Here is an 18,282-nt window from a genome sequence, read left to right as displayed (position 1 = left end):
ATTTGCGTGGCTGAATGACGCAAGACTTGCAAGTCAAAGAATTAGGAGTCCATTATGGCAGCTCGTTGCGCAGTATGTGGCAAGGGACCTCAGACCGGTTTCTCTGTATCACATTCCCATATCCGCAATAAGCGCACCTTCCGCCCGAATCTTCAGCCGGTTCGCACTACCGTTGATGGCGAAAACGTTCGCCTCCGCGTGTGCGTAAAATGCATTAAGGCTGGCAAGGTTCAGCGCGTTGAGGCGTGAATCGCGTAGTAGTAAAGGCCCTGAGCAGTGCTCGGGGCTTTTTGTTTTTGAGCCATAGCAATCTGTCTGATGATATTATTGCCTTAAACAAGAGTCTTATATAAGCGCGAATTGGAATAGATAACGGATAACAAATAACGGATAACGGATTGGGGGAGTTATGAATAATTTAGTAGTGCCGCAAGTTACTCTAAATACCCCTTTATCTTCGATAGTAAGCAATAAAAGACGAGTTTCAGCACTTAAATCTCTTGGTGTTATAAGCGTAAAAGATGCCTTCACATATTATCCGTTTAGAGTTACTAAACCTCTAAAAGTAGTGAGTTTAGATGAAGTAAAGTTGGGTGAAGAAGTTGCGTTTTCTTCCACTGTACAATCTTTTAATATTGTGCCAATGAATGCTAGGCGAGGTTTTAGACTTGAAGTAAACGTAACACAAAATCAGATTTCTGCGCAGCTTATCTACTTTTCAAAATGTATGCGGTATGCTAGGTGGCTTTCTTCAAAGCTGAGAGTTGGGGAAACTATTGTAGTTGGTGGAATGTCAAGTGCTTTTAATGGAAGATTGCAATTTACTCATCCGCAGATTCTAGTAGTAGCGAATAATGTTGATTCATTAGAGATTACAGATGAGAATATTGCAGACCCGTTGTTAAACATTACAAATGATGTTGTTAGAAGCGTTGATGAAGGTTTGCAAAAGCTTAGTGCTCCTCGACCTGTTTATCACGCAACTTCTCGTATTTCTAGCGAGCATATTCACGAAACTATTATTTACGCTCTTAGTTTGATTAAACGAAGCGTTGCGGAAGATGCTACAGAAGATGCTACAGAAGATGCTGCAGAAAAAGATTTATCGCTATCTAAAATAATTCCAGACGTTTTGCCGGAATTTGTGCGAGCAAAACGCAATCTTATGCACCGTGCAGAAGCTTTTAGCGAACTGCATAATCCAACTTCAACGCAATTATTTAGTAAAGCGTTACAAACTCTTCGCTACGAAGAAGCGTTTATATCACAAATTACGGTTCTTAAATCTCGAAATAGCGCAAAATTAGATTCCGCAATGAAATGTAGTGAGTCTGAACTTCGTGAAAAGTTTATAAAAAGTCTGCCTTTCCCATTAACAGGCGGGCAGAAGCAAGTTATTTCTGAAATTACAGAAGACATGCTTTCTAATCACCCCATGCGTCGTCTTTTGCAAGGCGAAGTCGGTTCAGGAAAAACAGTAGTAGCTGTTAGCGCAATGCTTCAAGCAGTTGGCTCCGGCCATCAAGCTGTTCTAGTAGCACCAACGCAAGTTCTTGCCTCTCAGCACGCACAAAATTTGCGAAACATGATTTACAAAGCTGGACTGAGCGTAAAAATTATTATGGTAACCGGCGGAATGAAATTAGCTGAACGTCGTCGCGCTTTAGCTAGTGTTGCAAGCGGTGAGCCTTCGCTGATAGTGGCAACGCACGCGGCTTTTTCCGCCAGCTTTAAGCCTACTAATTTGGCTCTTGTGATTATAGATGAGCAGCATCGCTTTGGAGTGCAGCAGAGAGATGCGCTTATGCATGCAGTATCCGATAAGCTTGAGTCAAGCTCTCCTCACCTTTTAGTTATGACAGCAACACCAATACCTAGGTCCGCTGCAATGACTTGGTTTGGAGATTTGGATGCATCGTATTTGACTGAGCTTCCAGGAGGGCGTAAGCCTATTAGAACCTTCATTGTGGAAGAAAAAGATACTAATACAATGTCACGAATGTTTTCGCATATTCGCGCTCGCATAGACGCAGGAGAGCGTGCGTACGTTGTGTGTCCGCATATAGAAGATGAAGAAAATTATGAAAATGTAGATAGTGTAGATAGCGTAAATAGTAGTGAAAATAGTGATTTTGAAGAAGTAAATGTTAATTCTTCATACGATTCTGATTCAGAAAATTCCGTATCTAGAAAGCTTCACACTGTGAATGGAATATTGCAACGTTTGCAGGCTCTTGCACAGTTTAATGGCGTTAAATTTGCTAAACTTACCGGCAGAGACGATGATGAAACTAAAAATGCTACTATGGAAAAATTTGCCTCCGGTCAGGTGCAAATTCTTGTTGCTACAACAGTAATCGAAGTTGGTGTGGATGTTCCTCAAGCTAGTTGCATAGTTATTTTTGATGCGGATCGTTTTGGTTTGGCTCAATTGCACCAGTTGCGTGGTCGAGTTGGTCGCGGGGGTACTAATTCTTGGGCTTTTCTTATTTCATGCGCTGAGCCTGGAAGTCTTGCGCAACAACGTTTGCAGGTTGTTGAGAAATCTTTAGACGGTGCTGTGATTGCTCAAAAAGATTTGCAACTGCGTAATGTTGGCGACGTTCTTGGAGATAGTCAATCCGGTGGACGTTCTAGTTTGAAGCTTCTTAGAGTTGTAGAAGATGCTGATATGATTGCTGATGCTCGCGAAGATGCTAGCGAAACCTTAGGAAAAGATTTGTCTCTTCTTTCTTATCCGGAACTTGCAGGAGCTGTTCTTGACTTTACTCGAACTGGAGTTTCTCTTATAAGCAATTAGCTAAATGTAAAAAATAGTATATTATTTTGTTAATTTGCGTGCGAAATTTAAACATTTTGAATATTCTAGAAGTGTAAGTCTTGTATAGGGATATCGAGATGAGGAAGAAATGACTGAACGAGAACAACAAATTTTATCTTGGATTCAGCAAAATCCTATGATTAGCCAACAGGAACTTGCCAATTTAGCAGGTATTACGCGCTCCGGTGTTGCAGCGCATATATCAAATCTTATTAAAAAAGGCTATTTAAGAGGAAAAGGTTATATAGTAACACCACCGAGTTATGTAACAGTTATCGGTGGCATTAGCATGGATGTTCTTGGAATTGCTTGCGGCGATTTGATGGATTACACTTCTAATGCTTCACATGTTAGATACATGCTCGGCGGCGTAGGGCGTAACATTGCTGTTGCGCTTGAAAGGCTAAATATTCGAACTAGCATGGTGTCGGTGTACGGTGGAGACCACAACGGCGAACTGTTTAAAATAGATGCTTCCGCTAATGGTTTGGATATTGGTTATTCTAGGCAGCTTTCAGACTGTATGCCAGCTTCATACATGTATGTTGGAGATGCTTCAGGTCAGCGTTTGCTCGCCTTGGATGATATGAGTATTTACGATCATATGACTGTTGATTTTCTGCGCGAACGTCTTTCTATTATTGAAAACGCAGACATGATTGTTATGGACACTAATATTCCACAAAAGTCACTTGAGTGGGTTTGTGACAATTACAAACGTCCGATTATTGTGCGCGCTGTAACAGACGCAAAAGCTCCACGAGTGCTCTCTCGACTTAAGAGTATTGATACGCTCATATTAGACATGGCGGAATCTCAAGCTTTAACTGGTATTAGTGCTGTAGATGAGCGTAGTGCTGTGCGCTGTGCGAATGTGCTGCTTAAGCGTGGCGTGAAACATGTTCTTGTTAATGCTGGAAGATCTGGTGTTGCTTATGGAATTGCCGATGAAGGTGTTGCGTTCTATCCAGTTCCAGTCAAGCGAGTACAGCGTATGATGCTTTCTCGAGGAAACGGCAGTGACGGAGTTAAAGCAGTCGGCAACGATAACGGTTCTAGTGATGCTGCAACAGCTGCGCTGATTTATGCACGCTACAACGACTTTGATAATTCCAAAACTGGACGTTTTGCTGTAGCTGCAGCCGCTTTGAATACAGAATCTATACAAGCTGTGCACGAGTCACTCGATCCTCGACTTGTGTTTGAACGTATGGAAAATATTCACGAACGCGCATAACTTTACGTTTTAGATTTTCTTACGTTTAGTGCTTTTTAATTACTGGAGATTTTTCTTAAAAAAAGAGAAATTGATAGTAAAAGTGAGTAAAAGTGCGCAAAAATGCGCGTTGCTGCAAAATTGCCAAAGTGTACATGTTATGCTTACAGTAGCTTATGAAATATTTTGACAAAATTAATTTAAATTTTGTAAGTGACACCAGGAGGGAAGATGAGCGAAAATACGGCAGTAAGTAAAGCTGTTATTACCGTAGTAGGACGAGATACAGTCGGTATTATTGCTGGCGTTACGCAGTATCTTGCAGAGCGAGAAGTCAACATTTTAGATATTTCACAAACTATTGTTGACGGATTCTTTAACATGATGATGATTGTTGATATTTCAGGCGTAGAAAATGAATTCGATAATCTAGTAAATGGATTAAATGAAGTCGGTAATTCTATAGGCGTAAGTATTCACTGCCAAAGAGCCGAAATTTTCACAACAATGCATCGCGTATAGAAATGCATCGCATATAGAAAATGCATCGCATATAAAAGCGAAAAGTAAGTTTAAATAAGCAAGAAGTAAGTCTGAAGAAGTAAGTACGGGAGATAACCATGTTAAATATGCTGGAAGTCAGCGAAACCAACTCAATGATTGAGCAGGAAAAACTTGACGTACGAACTATAACAATGGGTATCAACCTACTAGACTGCGCTTCTAGCGATATTAACGAAGTATGCGAGAAGATATATAACAAAATTACGAAACTCGCAAAAAACCTAGTTTCAACAGGAAAATCAATTGAACTAGATTACGGCATACCGATTGTAAATAAACGCATTACAGTAACGCCTATAGCCTTAGTCGGCGCGTCTGCGTGCAAGAAGCCGGAAGATTTCGTAAAAATTGCTCACTCACTCGACAAAGCTGCAAAAGAAATTGGCGTGGACCTCATAGGAGGATATTCTGCACTTCCAGCAAAATCTATGACTGCAGCCGACCGGATGCTTATTGAGTCTCTTCCGCAAGCTTTAAGCGAAACAGACATAGTCTGCTCGTCAGTAAACGTCGGTTCCACGCGCACAGGCATTGACATGGATTGTGTTGAACTTTTAGGACGCGTTATTAAAAAAATTGCTTATGCTACTAAAGACAATGATTCGTACGGTTGCGTAAAATTTGTTGCTTTTTGCAACGCTCCTGACGACAATCCATTCATGGCAGGCGGTTTCCACGGAGTTACTGAAGGCGACGCTGTAATTAACGTTGGTGTTTCTGGACCTGGAGTAGTTTCCAGAGCTTTAGACGAAGCTAAAGGAAAAGACTTTGCTTTCCTTTGCGAAACAATTAAGCGTACTGCTTTTAAGATTACTCGAGTCGGTCAGCTTGTAGCTCAAGAAGCTTCTCGACGTCTTGGAATTCCTTTTGGAATCATAGATTTGTCACTTGCTCCAACTCCTGCTCAAGGAGATTCTGTTGGCGAAGTTTTGGAGAAAATCGGTCTAGCTCAAGTCGGTGCTCCTGGAACAACTGCGGCGCTCGCCATGCTTAACGACCAGGTTAAGAAGGGCGGAATTATGGCAAGCAGCTATGTTGGCGGTTTGTCTGGAGCGTTCATACCAGTTTCGGAAGATGCGAATATGATTGATGCAGCAAAATCTGGTTGCTTGAAGATTGAAAAACTTGAGGCCATGACTTGCGTTTGCTCTGTTGGTCTTGACATGATTGCTATTCCGGGTGCTACTAGTGCCGCAACGATTTCGGGTCTTATTGCCGATGAAGCTGCTATTGGAATGATTAATCAGAAAACCACTGCTGTTCGTGTTATACCTGTTGAAGGAAAAGATGTCGGAGAGATGGCTAATTTTGGCGGTTTGATGGGCTATGCGCCTATTATTCCGGTTAATCAGACTAGCTGCGAGGCTTTTGTTACGCGAGGTGGAAGAATTCCTGCACCTGTGCATAGTTTCAAGAATTAATCCTAATTTTTGCAGTAAATTACTTAACTGTTACTACTACTGGGTCACTGTGCAAATTAGGTACGGTTTTATGATTTAAGCGCAGTATGTAAGTTCCTCGGTTGACTTTAGGTAAGTCCTCGTCTTTAGGGCAAGGTTTTGCTTCGTTATTTCCGCCATTTTTATTAGGATTAGCGCCAATATTATTACTCGTATGCCAAATAAGCTTTTTCTCGTATTTGTCGCCTTTTGCCATAAGTAACGGATTCAGCTTATACGCGCACTCGTTAGAATTCCAGACAGGCGTTCCTACTGCGTTTTGATCATTTGTTTGATCATTTGTTTGATCATTTGTTTGGTTTGTTTGGTTGTTTTGATTGTTCTGGTTGTTTTGGTTGTTTTGGTTATTCTGATCAGAAGTGCTGCTTACCGTAAGAACTGCATTAATATCAGAAGCGTCAATCAAACACGGAGAAGTGCCGTCATAAATAAAACGTTCCGTAATCTCAACTTCTCCACCCATAGGCACAATCTGCGAGTTAGTAGAAATTTCTAATCGCATATTTTTTGCATTGCAGTGAGGAGTTGTGCCAACCGGACGAGGATCTGGCACAGCTTTCCGCACAATATTAACTTGATTTCCAGAAAGCGAATGGCCTATAGCGGAAATCCCTTTAATCAAACTAATTATGCAAAAAACTATAAGCGAAAGTACAAGAAGTAAAGCTATGCAAACAGCTATGCGGCGACGGCGATACATGCGTCGTTTTGCTTCACTCATACGAGCTTTTTTGCTCGCTGAGTTGCGCGAGATCAGTGAATCTGCATCTCGGCGCGTTTTACGTGGCGTCATAGCTGGTATTGGCATATTTACTATTGTAATGCAAATAGAGATTGGTGCGATTTAGAATGAAGTGTGGCTTAGTTAGTGGCTTAGTTAGTGCTCACCTTCCGCCTGGAAAACCGAGCTGTCGCCACGCTTCGTAAACGGCAATAGAAGCGCAATTCGTAAGATTCAAACTGCGAAGTGAGGGGCGCATAGGAAGACGCACTTGCTCAGCTACGTGCGGGCCGGACATAATATCCATAGGATCAGGAATATCTCCTGGTTCCGGACCAAAAAGCAGAATATCGTTCGGTTTATACTCAACTTCAGTGTAAAGTTTCGTAGCGTTCGCAGTAAACGCAATAATTCGCGAATTTGGCATCGACTCAACTAAATTATCAAAATTCGGGTGCAAAACAACGTGAGCCATATCGTGATAATCCAAGCCTGCACGACGCAACTTTGTATCATGCAAATTAAAACCAAGCGGCTCAACTAAATGCAAAATCGTGCCGGTTACAGCGCAAAGACGAATAGCGGAACCTGTGTTGCCTGGAATGCGCGGGGAGTAGAAGCAAAGGTGAGGAGTTTGAGTTTCGGCGCGCGCGGCATCATCGGCACTAAGCATAGCGTCCATAACGCTAATTGGATTTCCGTGAGCATCAGTTACAAGCTCGTCGGGACCGTAATTTGACTTTCTGTAGCCGTACTCGTACATTTGCTCAACGCGATTTACTGCGGTTTCTGCTGCGTCTTTTGTTGCGGTTTGATTTTCGGCTTCCTGCTTCTGCTCGCTTTTATCCATATTTTCCTCGTAACTCAAGTTTTGCACTAATAACTTATTTAGTTTACTCATAAGCTGCACATTACGATTTTTCGTTCTTCTTGCAGTACGCTTTCTGCGCGCGTAACGCATTTTGCCGGTTTTTCGTTATTGGCGCAGTACGCGTTCTGCGTTAGTAACGCATTTTGCCGGTTTTTCGTTTCTCCTGCAGATTGTGTTCTGCGCTAGTAACGATGTGCGTAGTTGATGAGTTGATTTTGGTGTGGCGCGAGTGTGAGTTGCGTGTGAGGGGCGGGTGTTGATTGTATCGCAGCGCAAATAAGTCCGGAGTTTTCGCTAAAATAGACAGTCTGTATAAGGTGTGTCATATAGCGGGCATACTCAAGGAACCGAAGAAGGCGCCCGCGAACAAAAAATGCTTATAAAGCTTTTAGTTTGCTGTGATTTCTAAGCTCCCAATGATTAATTAACTAGCTAGTGATAAAGGAACGTCCATTGGCTGCTGAACAAGCTACGACGAACACCACGAAAGTCATCGCACGCGCTGACGAGCACGACATTAAGTTGCACAAAGCGTCAGATCGTGTGAATTTTGGCTCTATTTGTGAACCTATTGATGTGCCATATCTTCTTGGCGTACAAACCGACAGCTTCGATTGGTTGATCGGCTCAGAGCGCTGGAAGAAGCGCGTTGCAGAAGATGAGGCAAACGGTACGCACACCGTTCCTCACGTTTCTGGACTCGATGAAGTCTTCCAAGAGATTTCCCCAATCGAAAACTTTGCTGAGACAATGAGTCTCACCTTCTCCGACCCATATTTCGAAGAGCCACGTCACACCGTACTTGAGTGCAAAGAAAAGGATTACACCTATTCTGCACCTTTGTATGTGAACGCTGAGTTCGAGAACAGTGAAACTGGCGAAATTAAAAGCCAGACTGTATTCATGGGTGACTTCCCATTGCAAACCCCTCACGGTACGTTCATTATCGGCGGAACCGAGCGAGTAATCGTATCTCAGCTCGTGCGCTCCCCAGGCGTGTACTTCGACCGCACTCAGGATCGCACATCCGACAAAGATGTATTCGGTGCGAAAATCATACCAAGCCGTGGTGCATGGTTGGAATTTGAAATCGACAAGCGCGACGTTCTAGGCGTGCGAGTAGACCGCAAGCGTAAGCAGTCTGCAATCGTATTCCTTCTCGCAATCGGCATGACAAAAGACGAAATTGCCGACGCATTCCAAGGATATCCTCTTGTTCTTGACGCTTTGGAAAAAGAGCCAATCGATACGCAAGAAGATGCACTTACAGATTTGTATCGTAAAATCCGTCCAGCAGATACGGCAACTCCAGAAGCTGGCCGCAATCTTCTCGACTCCTTCTACTTCAACACGAAGCGTTACGATTTGGCGCGAGTTGGCCGTTACAAGATCAACCGCAAGCTCGGACTTGAAGCAGACTACAACGATCGCAGCTTGAACCGCGAAGACATCATAGCCACAATCAAATATTTGGTTACCTTGCACTCTGGTGAGAAAACCTTCCCAGGAAAGCGCGATGGTCAAGATGTTCAGTTGAGAGTTGACGTAGACGATATCGATCACTTCGGTAACCGTCGTATTCGTCAGGTTGGCGAGTTGGTGCAGAATCAGCTTCGTACAGGCTTAAGCCGTATGGAACGCGTAGTGCGTGAACGTATGACAACTCAGGATGCAGAGGCAATTACGCCACAGTCCTTGATTAACATTCGTCCTGTAAACGCCACCATTAAAGAGTTCTTCGGTACTTCTCAGCTCAGCCAGTTTATGGATCAGAACAATCCTTTGGCAGGAGTTACAAACAAGCGCCGTCTTTCCGCACTCGGCCCTGGTGGTCTTTCTCGCGACCGCGCTTCCATGGAAGTTCGAGACGTGCACCCATCCCACTTCGGTAGAATGTGCCCAATCGAATCCCCAGAAGGTCCAAACATTGGTCTTATCGGCTCTTTGGCAACCTTCGGACGAATCAACCCATTCGGCTTTATCGAAACTCCTTATCGCAAGGTGATTAACGGTCACGTAACCAACGAAGTTGAATACATGACAGCTGATCGCGAAGCCGAGCACGTTATTGCTCAGGTAAACCAAGATCTTGACGACAACGGCAACTTCGTTGGAACTCAGGCACTTGCGCGAGTCGACGAAGAAGAAGCAGTCGATGTGCCAGTAAGCACTGTCGACTACATGGACGTTTCTCCACGACAAATGGTTTCCCTCGGCGCTTCCTTGATTCCATTCTTGGAGCACGATGAAGGCCACCGTGCATTGATGGGTACGAACATGCAGCGTCAGGCCGTGCCGCTTATCAAGTCGGAGCGACCATTAGTCGGAACTGGTTCCGAATGGCGTGCAGCAGTCGACTCAGGCGACGTAATTTTGGCAGAAAAGCCGGGTGTAGTAACCTACGTTTCCGCAGATATCATCCGAGTAATGAACGACGACGGAACTCAATCAAGCTACAAGCTTTCCAAGTTCCAGCGTTCAAACCAAACTACCTGCTACAATCAAGTACCTCTTATCAAAGACGGTGAACGCGTTGAAGCTGGTACTGTTTTGGCAGATGGTCCTGCAACAGAAAAGGGCGAGCTTGCATTAGGTAAGAATTTGCTCGTTGCATTCATGCCATGGAACGGTTACAACTACGAGGATGCTGTTATTATTTCCCAGCGTCTTGTGCAAGACGATACACTTTCTTCAATCCATATTGAAGAATACGAAATCGACGCTCGCGAAACTAAGCTCGGTTCCGAAGAGATTACTCGCGATCTTCCAAACGTTGGTGAAGACGCAATCGCAAACCTCGACGAACGCGGTATTATTCGCATCGGCGCAGAAGTAGAAGCCGGCGATATTCTGGTCGGTAAAGTAACACCAAAGGGTGAAACTGAGCTTACTCCAGAAGAGCGTTTGTTGCGCGCAATCTTCGGCGAAAAGAGCCGCGAAGTTCGCGACACCTCGCTACGCGTACCACACGGCGAAACCGGTACTGTTATTGCAGTTAAAGAAATCACTCGTGAAGACGCAGAAGACGACGGTGACGAGCTTCCAAACGGCGTAAACCAAATGATTCGCGTTTACATCGCTCAGCATCGTAAGATTACGCAAGGCGATAAGCTTTCTGGTCGACACGGCAACAAGGGTGTTATCTCCCGAATTTTGCCAGAAGAAGATATGCCGTTCTTAGCTGACGGTACTCCAGTTGACATCATGCTTAACCCGTTGGGTGTGCCATCTCGAATGAACTTAGGCCAGGTGCTTGAGCTTCACTTAGGTTGGATTGCTCACGCAGGCTGGGACATCAACTTGGATCCAGATCTAAAGGCAGCTTGGAAGAAGTACGTTCCTGAAGGAGCAGAACACGGCGATCCAGGTACTCCTGTAGCAACACCAGTATTCGACGGTGTGCGTCCGGAGACCTTGAACGGTTTGCTTTCAACAACCCTTGCTGATCGCGATGGCAATAAGCTTGTTGGTTCAGACGGTAAGGCAACGTTATTCGACGGTCGAACCGGCGAGCCATTCCCGAAGCCAATTTCCGTAGGCTACATGTACATCTTGAAGCTGCATCACTTGGTTGATGACAAGATTCATGCACGCTCTACTGGACCTTACTCCATGATCACCCAGCAGCCATTAGGTGGTAAAGCACAGTTTGGTGGCCAGCGCTTCGGCGAAATGGAAGTTTGGGCTCTCGAAGCTTACGGTGCAGCATACACTTTGCACGAAATGATGACCACAAAGTCTGATGACGTTGACGGCCGCGTGCGCGTGTACGGCGCTATCGTGAAGGGACAGAATTTGCCGCCTGCCGGTATTCCAGAATCCTTCAAGGTGTTGCTTAAGGAAATGCAGTCGCTCTCCTTGAATGTTGAGGTTCTTAACGCTGAAGGCGTTGCAATCGACATGAAGGATGAAGAAGACGATCCAGTTTCATCATCTGAAGACCTTGGTTTCAACATTGGCGCTCGACCAGACTCGTCCGCAAAAGAAGACCAGGTTGCTGTTGAACCTGAATACCAGTGATTCGGTAACGAACGATTCGGTAACGAACACTAATTTAAGAAACGTTAGAAAACAATTTCACAGACAGGACAATAAGAGTGCTGGACGTCAACGCATTTGACAAACTGAGAATTGGCTTGGCCACTGCCGACGATATCCGTAGCTGGAGCCACGGCGAAGTTAAAAAGCCAGAAACAATTAATTACCGTACCCTAAAGCCAGAGAAAGACGGTCTGTTCGGTGAGCAGATATTCGGCCCTACTCGCGACTGGGAATGCGCTTGCGGAAAATACAAGCGCGTGCGATTCAAAGGCATCGTGTGCGAACGATGCGGCGTGGAAGTAACCCGCAGCCGCGTACGTCGTGAGCGCATGGGTCATATTGAGCTTGCAGCACCAGTAACGCACATCTGGTTCTTCAAAGGCGTACCAAGCCGCTTAGGATACTTACTTGATATCGCTCCTAAGGATCTCGAGAAAGTAATCTACTTCGCAGCCTACATGGTTACGAAAGTCGACGAAGAGCAGCGTCACCAAGACCTTCCGGACTTGCAAGACGAATTTGATACCGAAATTACAAATCTTCGACGTCGTCGCGATAACGAGATTGAAGCTCGCGCGAAGAAAGTTGAAGAAGACTTGCACGAACTTGAAGAGTCGGGCGAGACGAAAGGCAGCGTAAAATCCAAGCTGCGCGTAAGTGCAGAGCGCGAAATGGCTGCTATTCGTCAACGCTACGACGATCAGATTCAGCGTTTGAACGCAGTATTTGACCGCTTCAAAGGTTTACGAGCCGGAGATATGGAAGGCGACGTGGACTTGTGGCGCGAGATGGAAGATCGTTACGGCGACTACTTCGAAGGCTGCATGGGCGCTGAAGCTATTAAAAAGCGTTTGCAAGACTTCGATTTAAAGTCTGCAGCAGAAGAGCTTCGCGCAGAAATCGATAACGGTACCGGACAGCGTAAAGCTCGCGCTTTGAAGCGACTGAAAGTTGTAAACGCGTTCCTAACTACCGGAAATAAGCCGGAAGCAATGGTGTTGGATGTAATTCCAGTAATCCCACCAGATTTGCGACCAATGGTTCAGCTCGATGGCGGCCGTTTTGCAACTTCCGATTTGAACGATTTGTATCGTCGTGTAATCAACCGTAACAACCGTTTGAAGAGACTTCTTGAGCTTGGCGCTCCTGAAATCATGCTTAATAACGAAAAGCGCATGCTTCAGGAAGCAGTCGACTCGCTCTTTGACAACGGTCGTCGTGGACGCCCAGTAACTGGCGCATCTAACCGACCATTAAAGTCGCTTTCCGACATGCTAAAAGGTAAGCAGGGTCGATTCCGCCAGAACTTGCTGGGTAAGCGAGTTGATTACTCTGGTCGTTCCGTAATCGTCGTTGGTCCAAGCCTTCGCATGCATCAGTGCGGTTTGCCAAAGCCAATGGCATTGGAGCTTTTCAAGCCATTCGTAATTAAGCGTTTGGTAGATCAGGGATTCGCGCAGAACATGAAGAGCGCAAAGCGTTTGGTTGACCGCGGAGACTCCGAAGTTTGGGGCGTTTTGGAAGAAGTTATTTCCGAGCATCCTGTACTTCTTAACCGTGCACCTACACTTCACCGCTTAGGTATTCAGGCCTTCGAGCCAATTCTGGTCGAAGGTAAAGCAATTCACCTGCCACCACTTGCCTGCGCAGCATTCAACGCAGACTTCGATGGTGACCAGATGGCAGTGCACCTTCCGCTTTCTGCAGAAGCTCAGGCTGAAGCTCGTACTTTGATGATGGCTTCCGACAATATCTTGAAGCCGGCAGACGGACACACCGTTACAATGCCATCTCAGGATATGATTCTTGGTCTTTACTACTTGTCTACTGTTGTTGACGGAGCAAAAGGTCAGGGACGAATCTTCTCATCGCTTGCTGAAGCTGAAATGGCTCTGGATAAGCACGAGATTGATATGCAGGCTAAGGTACTGATTCGCGTTCCTGCAGATTTCGTACTGCCGAAGAATTGGGAACCGGGCGAACTTAAGGTAGTTGACCCTGAACCAGGCTGCCCAGACGTAGTACACGAAGAGCGTTTCAAAGACGGTACTGTACTTTTCGCAACTTCCTGCGGACGTATTTTGTTCAACGGAACTTTGCCAGTAGACTACCCGTTCGTAAACGAGCAGGTACCAAAGGGAGTGCTTTCAAAGATCGTCGACGATATCGCAACTCGCTATTCTACAGCGCAAGTCGCGGCATCTTTGGATGCTTTGAAGGATCTTGGCTTCACGCGAGCACCATGGTCTGGTGTAACAATGGCATTCTCCGATATTGTGCTTCCTTCCAACCGTGAACAGATTGCGCAAGATTACGAAGATCAAGCTGCAAAAGTCAACTCTCAGTACGATATGGGTCTTCTTACAGACGAAGAACGTCGTCAAGAGTTGATCAACTTGTGGACCGAATGCACGGATAAAGTTGCAGACGCTATGCGCGAAAACTTCCATGATGATAACAACGTGAACATCATGGTTCAGTCAGGAGCGCGTGGTAACTGGATGCAGATTCGTCAGATTGCTGGTATGCGAGGCCTCGTGGCAAACCCTAAGGGCGAGATTATTCCTCGACCAGTTAAGTCCAACTATCATGACGGCCTTTCCGTGTTGGAATACTTCATCTCGCAGCACGGTGCTCGTAAGGGATTGGCAGATACCGCACTTCGTACTGCAGAATCTGGCTACTTGACTCGTCGTCTTGTGGACGTTTCTCAGGAAGTAATCGTTCGTGAGGAAGACTGCGGAACTAAGCGCGGTCTTATGATGAAGATTGCTGATCGCGACGAAAACGGCAACTTGACACTTGTTAAGGCTGCTGATGGTGGCCCATACTCGCGTTTGCTTGCTGCGGATGTGATCGATCCTGCTGACGGCACAACAGTTTTGGCTAAGTGCGGCGATGCGCTTTCTATGGACGTTTTGCGCGATTTGGTTGCGCACGGCGTTGAGGAAGTTAAGGCGCGTTCTGTGCTTACTTGCGAGTCTAAGCGTGGCGTTTGCGCAAAGTGCTACGGATGGTCTTTGGCTACTAGCCGACTTGTGGATGTTGGTGAGGCTGTTGGTATTGTTGCAGCACAGTCCATTGGTGAGCCTGGTACGCAGCTTACGCTTCGTTCCTTCCACTCCGGTGGTGTTGCTTCGGCTTCTGATATTACGCAGGGTCTTCCTCGTGTTACGGAGCTTTTCGAGGCTCGTACTCCTAAGGGTGAGGCTCCAATCGCTGAGTTCCCAGGCGTTGTGAAGGTTGAGGATACTGACCATGGTCGTCAGGTGACCTTGACTCCAGACGATACGACCGTTGAGCCAATCGTTTACCCTGTTACGCGTCGTGCGCCAATGTTGGTTAAGGATGGCGAGCATGTTGAGGTTGGTACGCAGCTGATCGAAGGTTCCGTGGATCCTAAGAAGATTCTGCGTATTCTTGGCCCGCGTGCGGCTCAGGTGAATATTGTGGAAGAGGTTCACAACGTGTACCGTTCGCAGGGCGTTGATATTCACGATAAGCACATTGAGGTTATCGTGCATCAAATGCTTCGCCGTATTACAGTTATTGACTCCGGTGACACGAACCTGCTTCCAGGCGAGCTTGTGGATCAGGCAAAGTTCCGCGAGGCAAACTTGGAGGCCGTGAAGAACGGTGGTAAGCCTGCTGCTGGTCGACCAGAGCTTATGGGTATTACGAAGGCTTCTTTGGCTACGGATTCTTGGCTTTCGGCCGCTTCCTTCCAGGAGACTACACGTGTGCTTACTGAAGCTGCTTTGAGCCAGAAGGAAGATGACCTTAAGGGCTTGAAGGAGAACGTAATTATCGGTAAGCTCATCCCAGCTGGTACCGGTTTGGCGCGTTATCGTAATGCTAGTGTGGAGCCGGATCCTCAGGTGCGCGACTCCATTTATCCGAACTTCGGTTTGGGCGGTGCGGATAGTACGCCTTCGAACTTCGGTGAGAGCGATATGGGCGATGTTGACTTCTCCAACATTGACTTTGGCGATATGAAGCTCGGTGACGATTTTAATCCTGATGACTTCCTTGATGATCAGGGCGGTCAGGGTGATTATGGTGACGACGCTGAGTGAGCTGAGTGACGGCGCTGAGTTAGTTGAGTGATTGCGGCGCTAGTCTGATATGAAATGGGGCTTCAAGCTTTCGGGCTTGAAGCTCCTTTTTGTTGCTCCTGCAGTCGTCGTTCTGCGTTAGTGTCTCATTTTGCTTGTTTTGGGACACTGGCGCAGTCGTCGCGCTGCGCGAGTGTCTCTAGTTGGCAGTTTTCGGACACGCGTGCAGTTGGTGCGCTGCACTAGTGTCTCATTTTGCTTGTTTTGGGACACTGGCGCAGACGTCGCGCTGCGCGCGTGTCTCTTGCGTAGTGTTACGTAATCTTACGTAACTACTTATTTTCGTGCACTTAATACCCTATATCCACAATGTATTAATTTGCTTGCGCAAGTATTGTCAAGTCGAATAGCCTCAGTCGTATGATTGCAGCAAGTACCAGTACTATCAGAATGATTTCAAACGCTGAACAAGAGCGTACGTGTATTCGGCCAGTTACTAATGCGCAAAAGCAGTATCTAAAGAAACGCGTGAAAAGCGGCATTTTTTTGCGCACTTTTCGCAATCTTTACGCGCAAACTGAGTACTGGCAGAAGCTATATACGTCAGAACGAATACGTCATATAGCGCTTTCTTTGATGGATCTTTATCCGGATTGGAAATTTACCGGCTCTACTGGGGCAGCGTTACTTGGATATAACGTCGTAGAGAATTACGATGCGTCGTTTGCTGGTGACGATTGCGCTTCGCAGGGTATTAATTTGCAAACGCTTCCAACGCAGATTTATGTTCGCTCAACAACTAACAAATCTACGCACGATAATCCGCAATTGCATCGTATTCGCGCAATCGGAAGGGAGCAGGACGGCACAAGCGACGACGTGCGCATTGTGCAGCCGAGTCGCAAGTATGACGGTCGGCTTATTACACTTCCGCATTCAAGCGACAGGGTAAGTTATGAGATTAGAAGTCGTGTTGTTGATAAAAGTACGATGCTTTTTGATGTTGCGAATACTATGAGTTTTAGGGCTGCTTTGCCGATTTTTGATTCTGCTGCGCGCGATAACGTGAATTTTAACAAGGTTCTTGAGATTTGCGGAAGAAGATACGGCGGAATCAGTGTCGGAGACGGCGGTGGAATCGGAGGCTTTGGTAGTGGCTTTTCTGGCGGCTTTGGTGTTAGTGGCGTAGTTTGTGCCGATAGCAATGCGGATTCGCTTTTTAAATTGCGCCGTCTCTGCTGTTTTGCGAACGGATTAAGCGAGAACGGCGGCGAGTCTTTCGCGCGCGGCACGATGATTGATCTTGGGTTTATGGTGCCGGAGCTACAGCACGAATTCGTTGCGCCTAATTCTGGGGTTAAGTATAGGTGTGATTTTTTGTGGCAGCTTCCGGGAGGCGGGCTGATTGTTGGCGAGCTTGATGGATATGGCAAGTATTTTGTTGATTCAACTAATGCGGCTCATGCGAATATAGATTTTAATTCGTCTACTGATAACCAAATGTTGCGTAATTCCTACAGTCAGGCCGCTATTAACCGCAATATTGATAGGCAGGCGGAGCGTGAGTCGGTGCTTTTTAGGGAGTGCGGCGTGAGTAAGATTGTGCGTTTTAATTTTGCGGATGTTATTGGCGTTAAGAATATTGAGCGGAAGCTTGTTGATGCTGGTGTGCCGCGGATTATGCGCGTTGGCTGATAACGAGCGCTTAGAGCGCACGCTGCGGTTTTGGTACACTGGCGCAGACGTCGCGCTGCGCGAGTGTCTCTAGTTGGCAGTTTTCAGACCCGCGTGCAGTTGGTGCGCTGCACTAGTGTCTCATTTTGCTTGTTTTGGGACACTGGCGCAGATTGCGCCCTGCGCGCGTGTCTGATTTCGCCTATCTTCAGACATTCGTGCAGATTGCGTTCTGCGTTAGTGTCTGATTTTGGTGTGGTGCGATATTGAGATTGGTGTGAGGGGTGGGTGTTGCTTGGTCGAGCAATATAAAAGCGGAGCGATGTTAATAGTCTTATTGATGAATAACTGTTTTTGCAGGGAAAGTAAGTAAAGAAACTAAACTTAACTATGCAACTGTTAAGTCTAAGTAAGGTATAAGAGCGCAGCGCTGTCCTCACGGCTAATCGCCGTTCGGCTGAGCTTGCACGGAAAGTCCACTGGACTTTCCGTCTGAGCAAGCTCACGCTCCGAGTTGCTTTCGCGCGCGCAGTGCTGCGCGAAAGCAGGTCGTCGCGCATGCGAGGAGAGAAATCCCCCCAAACTCGCGCCACCTAAAGCAAGAACTTTCGCTCGCGCTGCGGTTGTTTGTTATTGGCGCAGTACGTGTTCTGCGCTAGTAACGCTCTCTACTGTTTTTTCGTTCTTCCTGCAGTACGTGTTCTGCACTAGTAACGCATTTTGCCGGTTTTTCGTTTCTCCTGCAGTGCGTGTTCTGCGCGCGTAACGTATAATGTCGATTTTTCGTTACTAGCGCAGTTGGAGCTCTGCGCGAGTAACGGAGTGCGTAGTTACTGAGTTGCTCTTGGGGTGTGGAGAT

The 18,282-nt window shown here is 46.3% G+C and carries 10 protein-coding genes; 8 read left to right on the top strand and 2 right to left on the bottom strand.

Annotated elements, in window-relative coordinates; translation table 11 throughout:
* The first annotated feature begins 54 nt into the window (after positions 1–54).
* The 5 genes from rpmB (at position 55) to ACPFYS_RS02520 (ending at position 6,022) form a co-directional block, all read left to right on the top strand.
* Positions 55–249, top strand: coding sequence for a 50S ribosomal protein L28 (gene rpmB / locus ACPFYS_RS02540; protein ID WP_116439860.1), 195 nt, complete (start codon positions 55–57; stop codon positions 247–249).
* Between the two features lie 160 nt (positions 250–409).
* Complete coding sequence (locus ACPFYS_RS02535; RefSeq protein WP_427877505.1) at positions 410–2,800, top strand: ATP-dependent DNA helicase RecG; 2,391 nt, start codon at positions 410–412, stop codon at positions 2,798–2,800.
* 109 nt (positions 2,801–2,909) lie between these two features.
* Positions 2,910–4,058 carry a PfkB family carbohydrate kinase gene (locus ACPFYS_RS02530; protein ID WP_427896797.1) on the top strand — a complete coding sequence of 383 codons (1,149 nt, stop codon included), beginning with the start codon at positions 2,910–2,912 and terminating at the stop codon, positions 4,056–4,058.
* A gap of 210 nt (positions 4,059–4,268) precedes the next feature.
* Positions 4,269–4,559 carry an ACT domain-containing protein gene (locus ACPFYS_RS02525; RefSeq protein ID WP_427877501.1) on the top strand — a complete coding sequence of 97 codons (291 nt, stop codon included), beginning with the start codon at positions 4,269–4,271 and terminating at the stop codon, positions 4,557–4,559.
* Positions 4,560–4,657: 98 nt separating this feature from the next.
* Entirely contained in the window at positions 4,658–6,022 is a 1,365-nt protein-coding gene (locus ACPFYS_RS02520) for a PFL family protein (protein WP_427877499.1), read from the top strand.
* A gap of 19 nt (positions 6,023–6,041) precedes the next feature.
* Here the strand turns inward: ACPFYS_RS02520 and ACPFYS_RS02515 are convergent, their stop codons facing one another.
* Both ACPFYS_RS02515 and ACPFYS_RS02510 read right to left on the bottom strand, forming a co-directional pair.
* On the bottom strand, positions 6,042–6,782 hold the full coding sequence (locus ACPFYS_RS02515; RefSeq protein WP_427877497.1) for a peptide ABC transporter permease: 741 nt from the start codon (positions 6,780–6,782) through the stop codon (positions 6,042–6,044).
* Between the two features lie 163 nt (positions 6,783–6,945).
* Entirely contained in the window at positions 6,946–7,632 is a 687-nt protein-coding gene (locus ACPFYS_RS02510; protein ID WP_427877602.1) for a tRNA (cytidine(34)-2'-O)-methyltransferase, read from the bottom strand.
* Positions 7,633–8,106: 474 nt separating this feature from the next.
* Here ACPFYS_RS02510 and rpoB point away from each other — a divergent pair, with 474 nt between their 5' ends.
* The 3 genes from rpoB (at position 8,107) to ACPFYS_RS02495 (ending at position 17,444) form a co-directional block, all read left to right on the top strand.
* Entirely contained in the window at positions 8,107–11,673 is a 3,567-nt protein-coding gene (rpoB, locus tag ACPFYS_RS02505; protein WP_427877495.1) for a DNA-directed RNA polymerase subunit beta, read from the top strand.
* Positions 11,674–11,750: 77 nt separating this feature from the next.
* Entirely contained in the window at positions 11,751–15,770 is a 4,020-nt protein-coding gene (locus ACPFYS_RS02500) for a DNA-directed RNA polymerase subunit beta' (protein ID WP_427877493.1), read from the top strand.
* A gap of 399 nt (positions 15,771–16,169) precedes the next feature.
* Positions 16,170–17,444: an AMP-dependent synthetase gene (locus tag ACPFYS_RS02495; protein ID WP_427877491.1), complete on the top strand. Its 1,275-nt coding sequence runs from the start codon at positions 16,170–16,172 to the stop codon at positions 17,442–17,444.
* Positions 17,445–18,282 lie beyond the last annotated feature (838 nt).

The sequence above is a fragment of the Gardnerella sp. 2492 genome (assembly GCF_050320365.1).
Classification (GTDB): Bacteria; Actinomycetota; Actinomycetes; order Actinomycetales; family Bifidobacteriaceae; genus Bifidobacterium.
The sequence above is the reverse complement of the archived record's forward strand: the minus strand, read 5'-3'. Positions and strand labels throughout refer to the sequence as shown.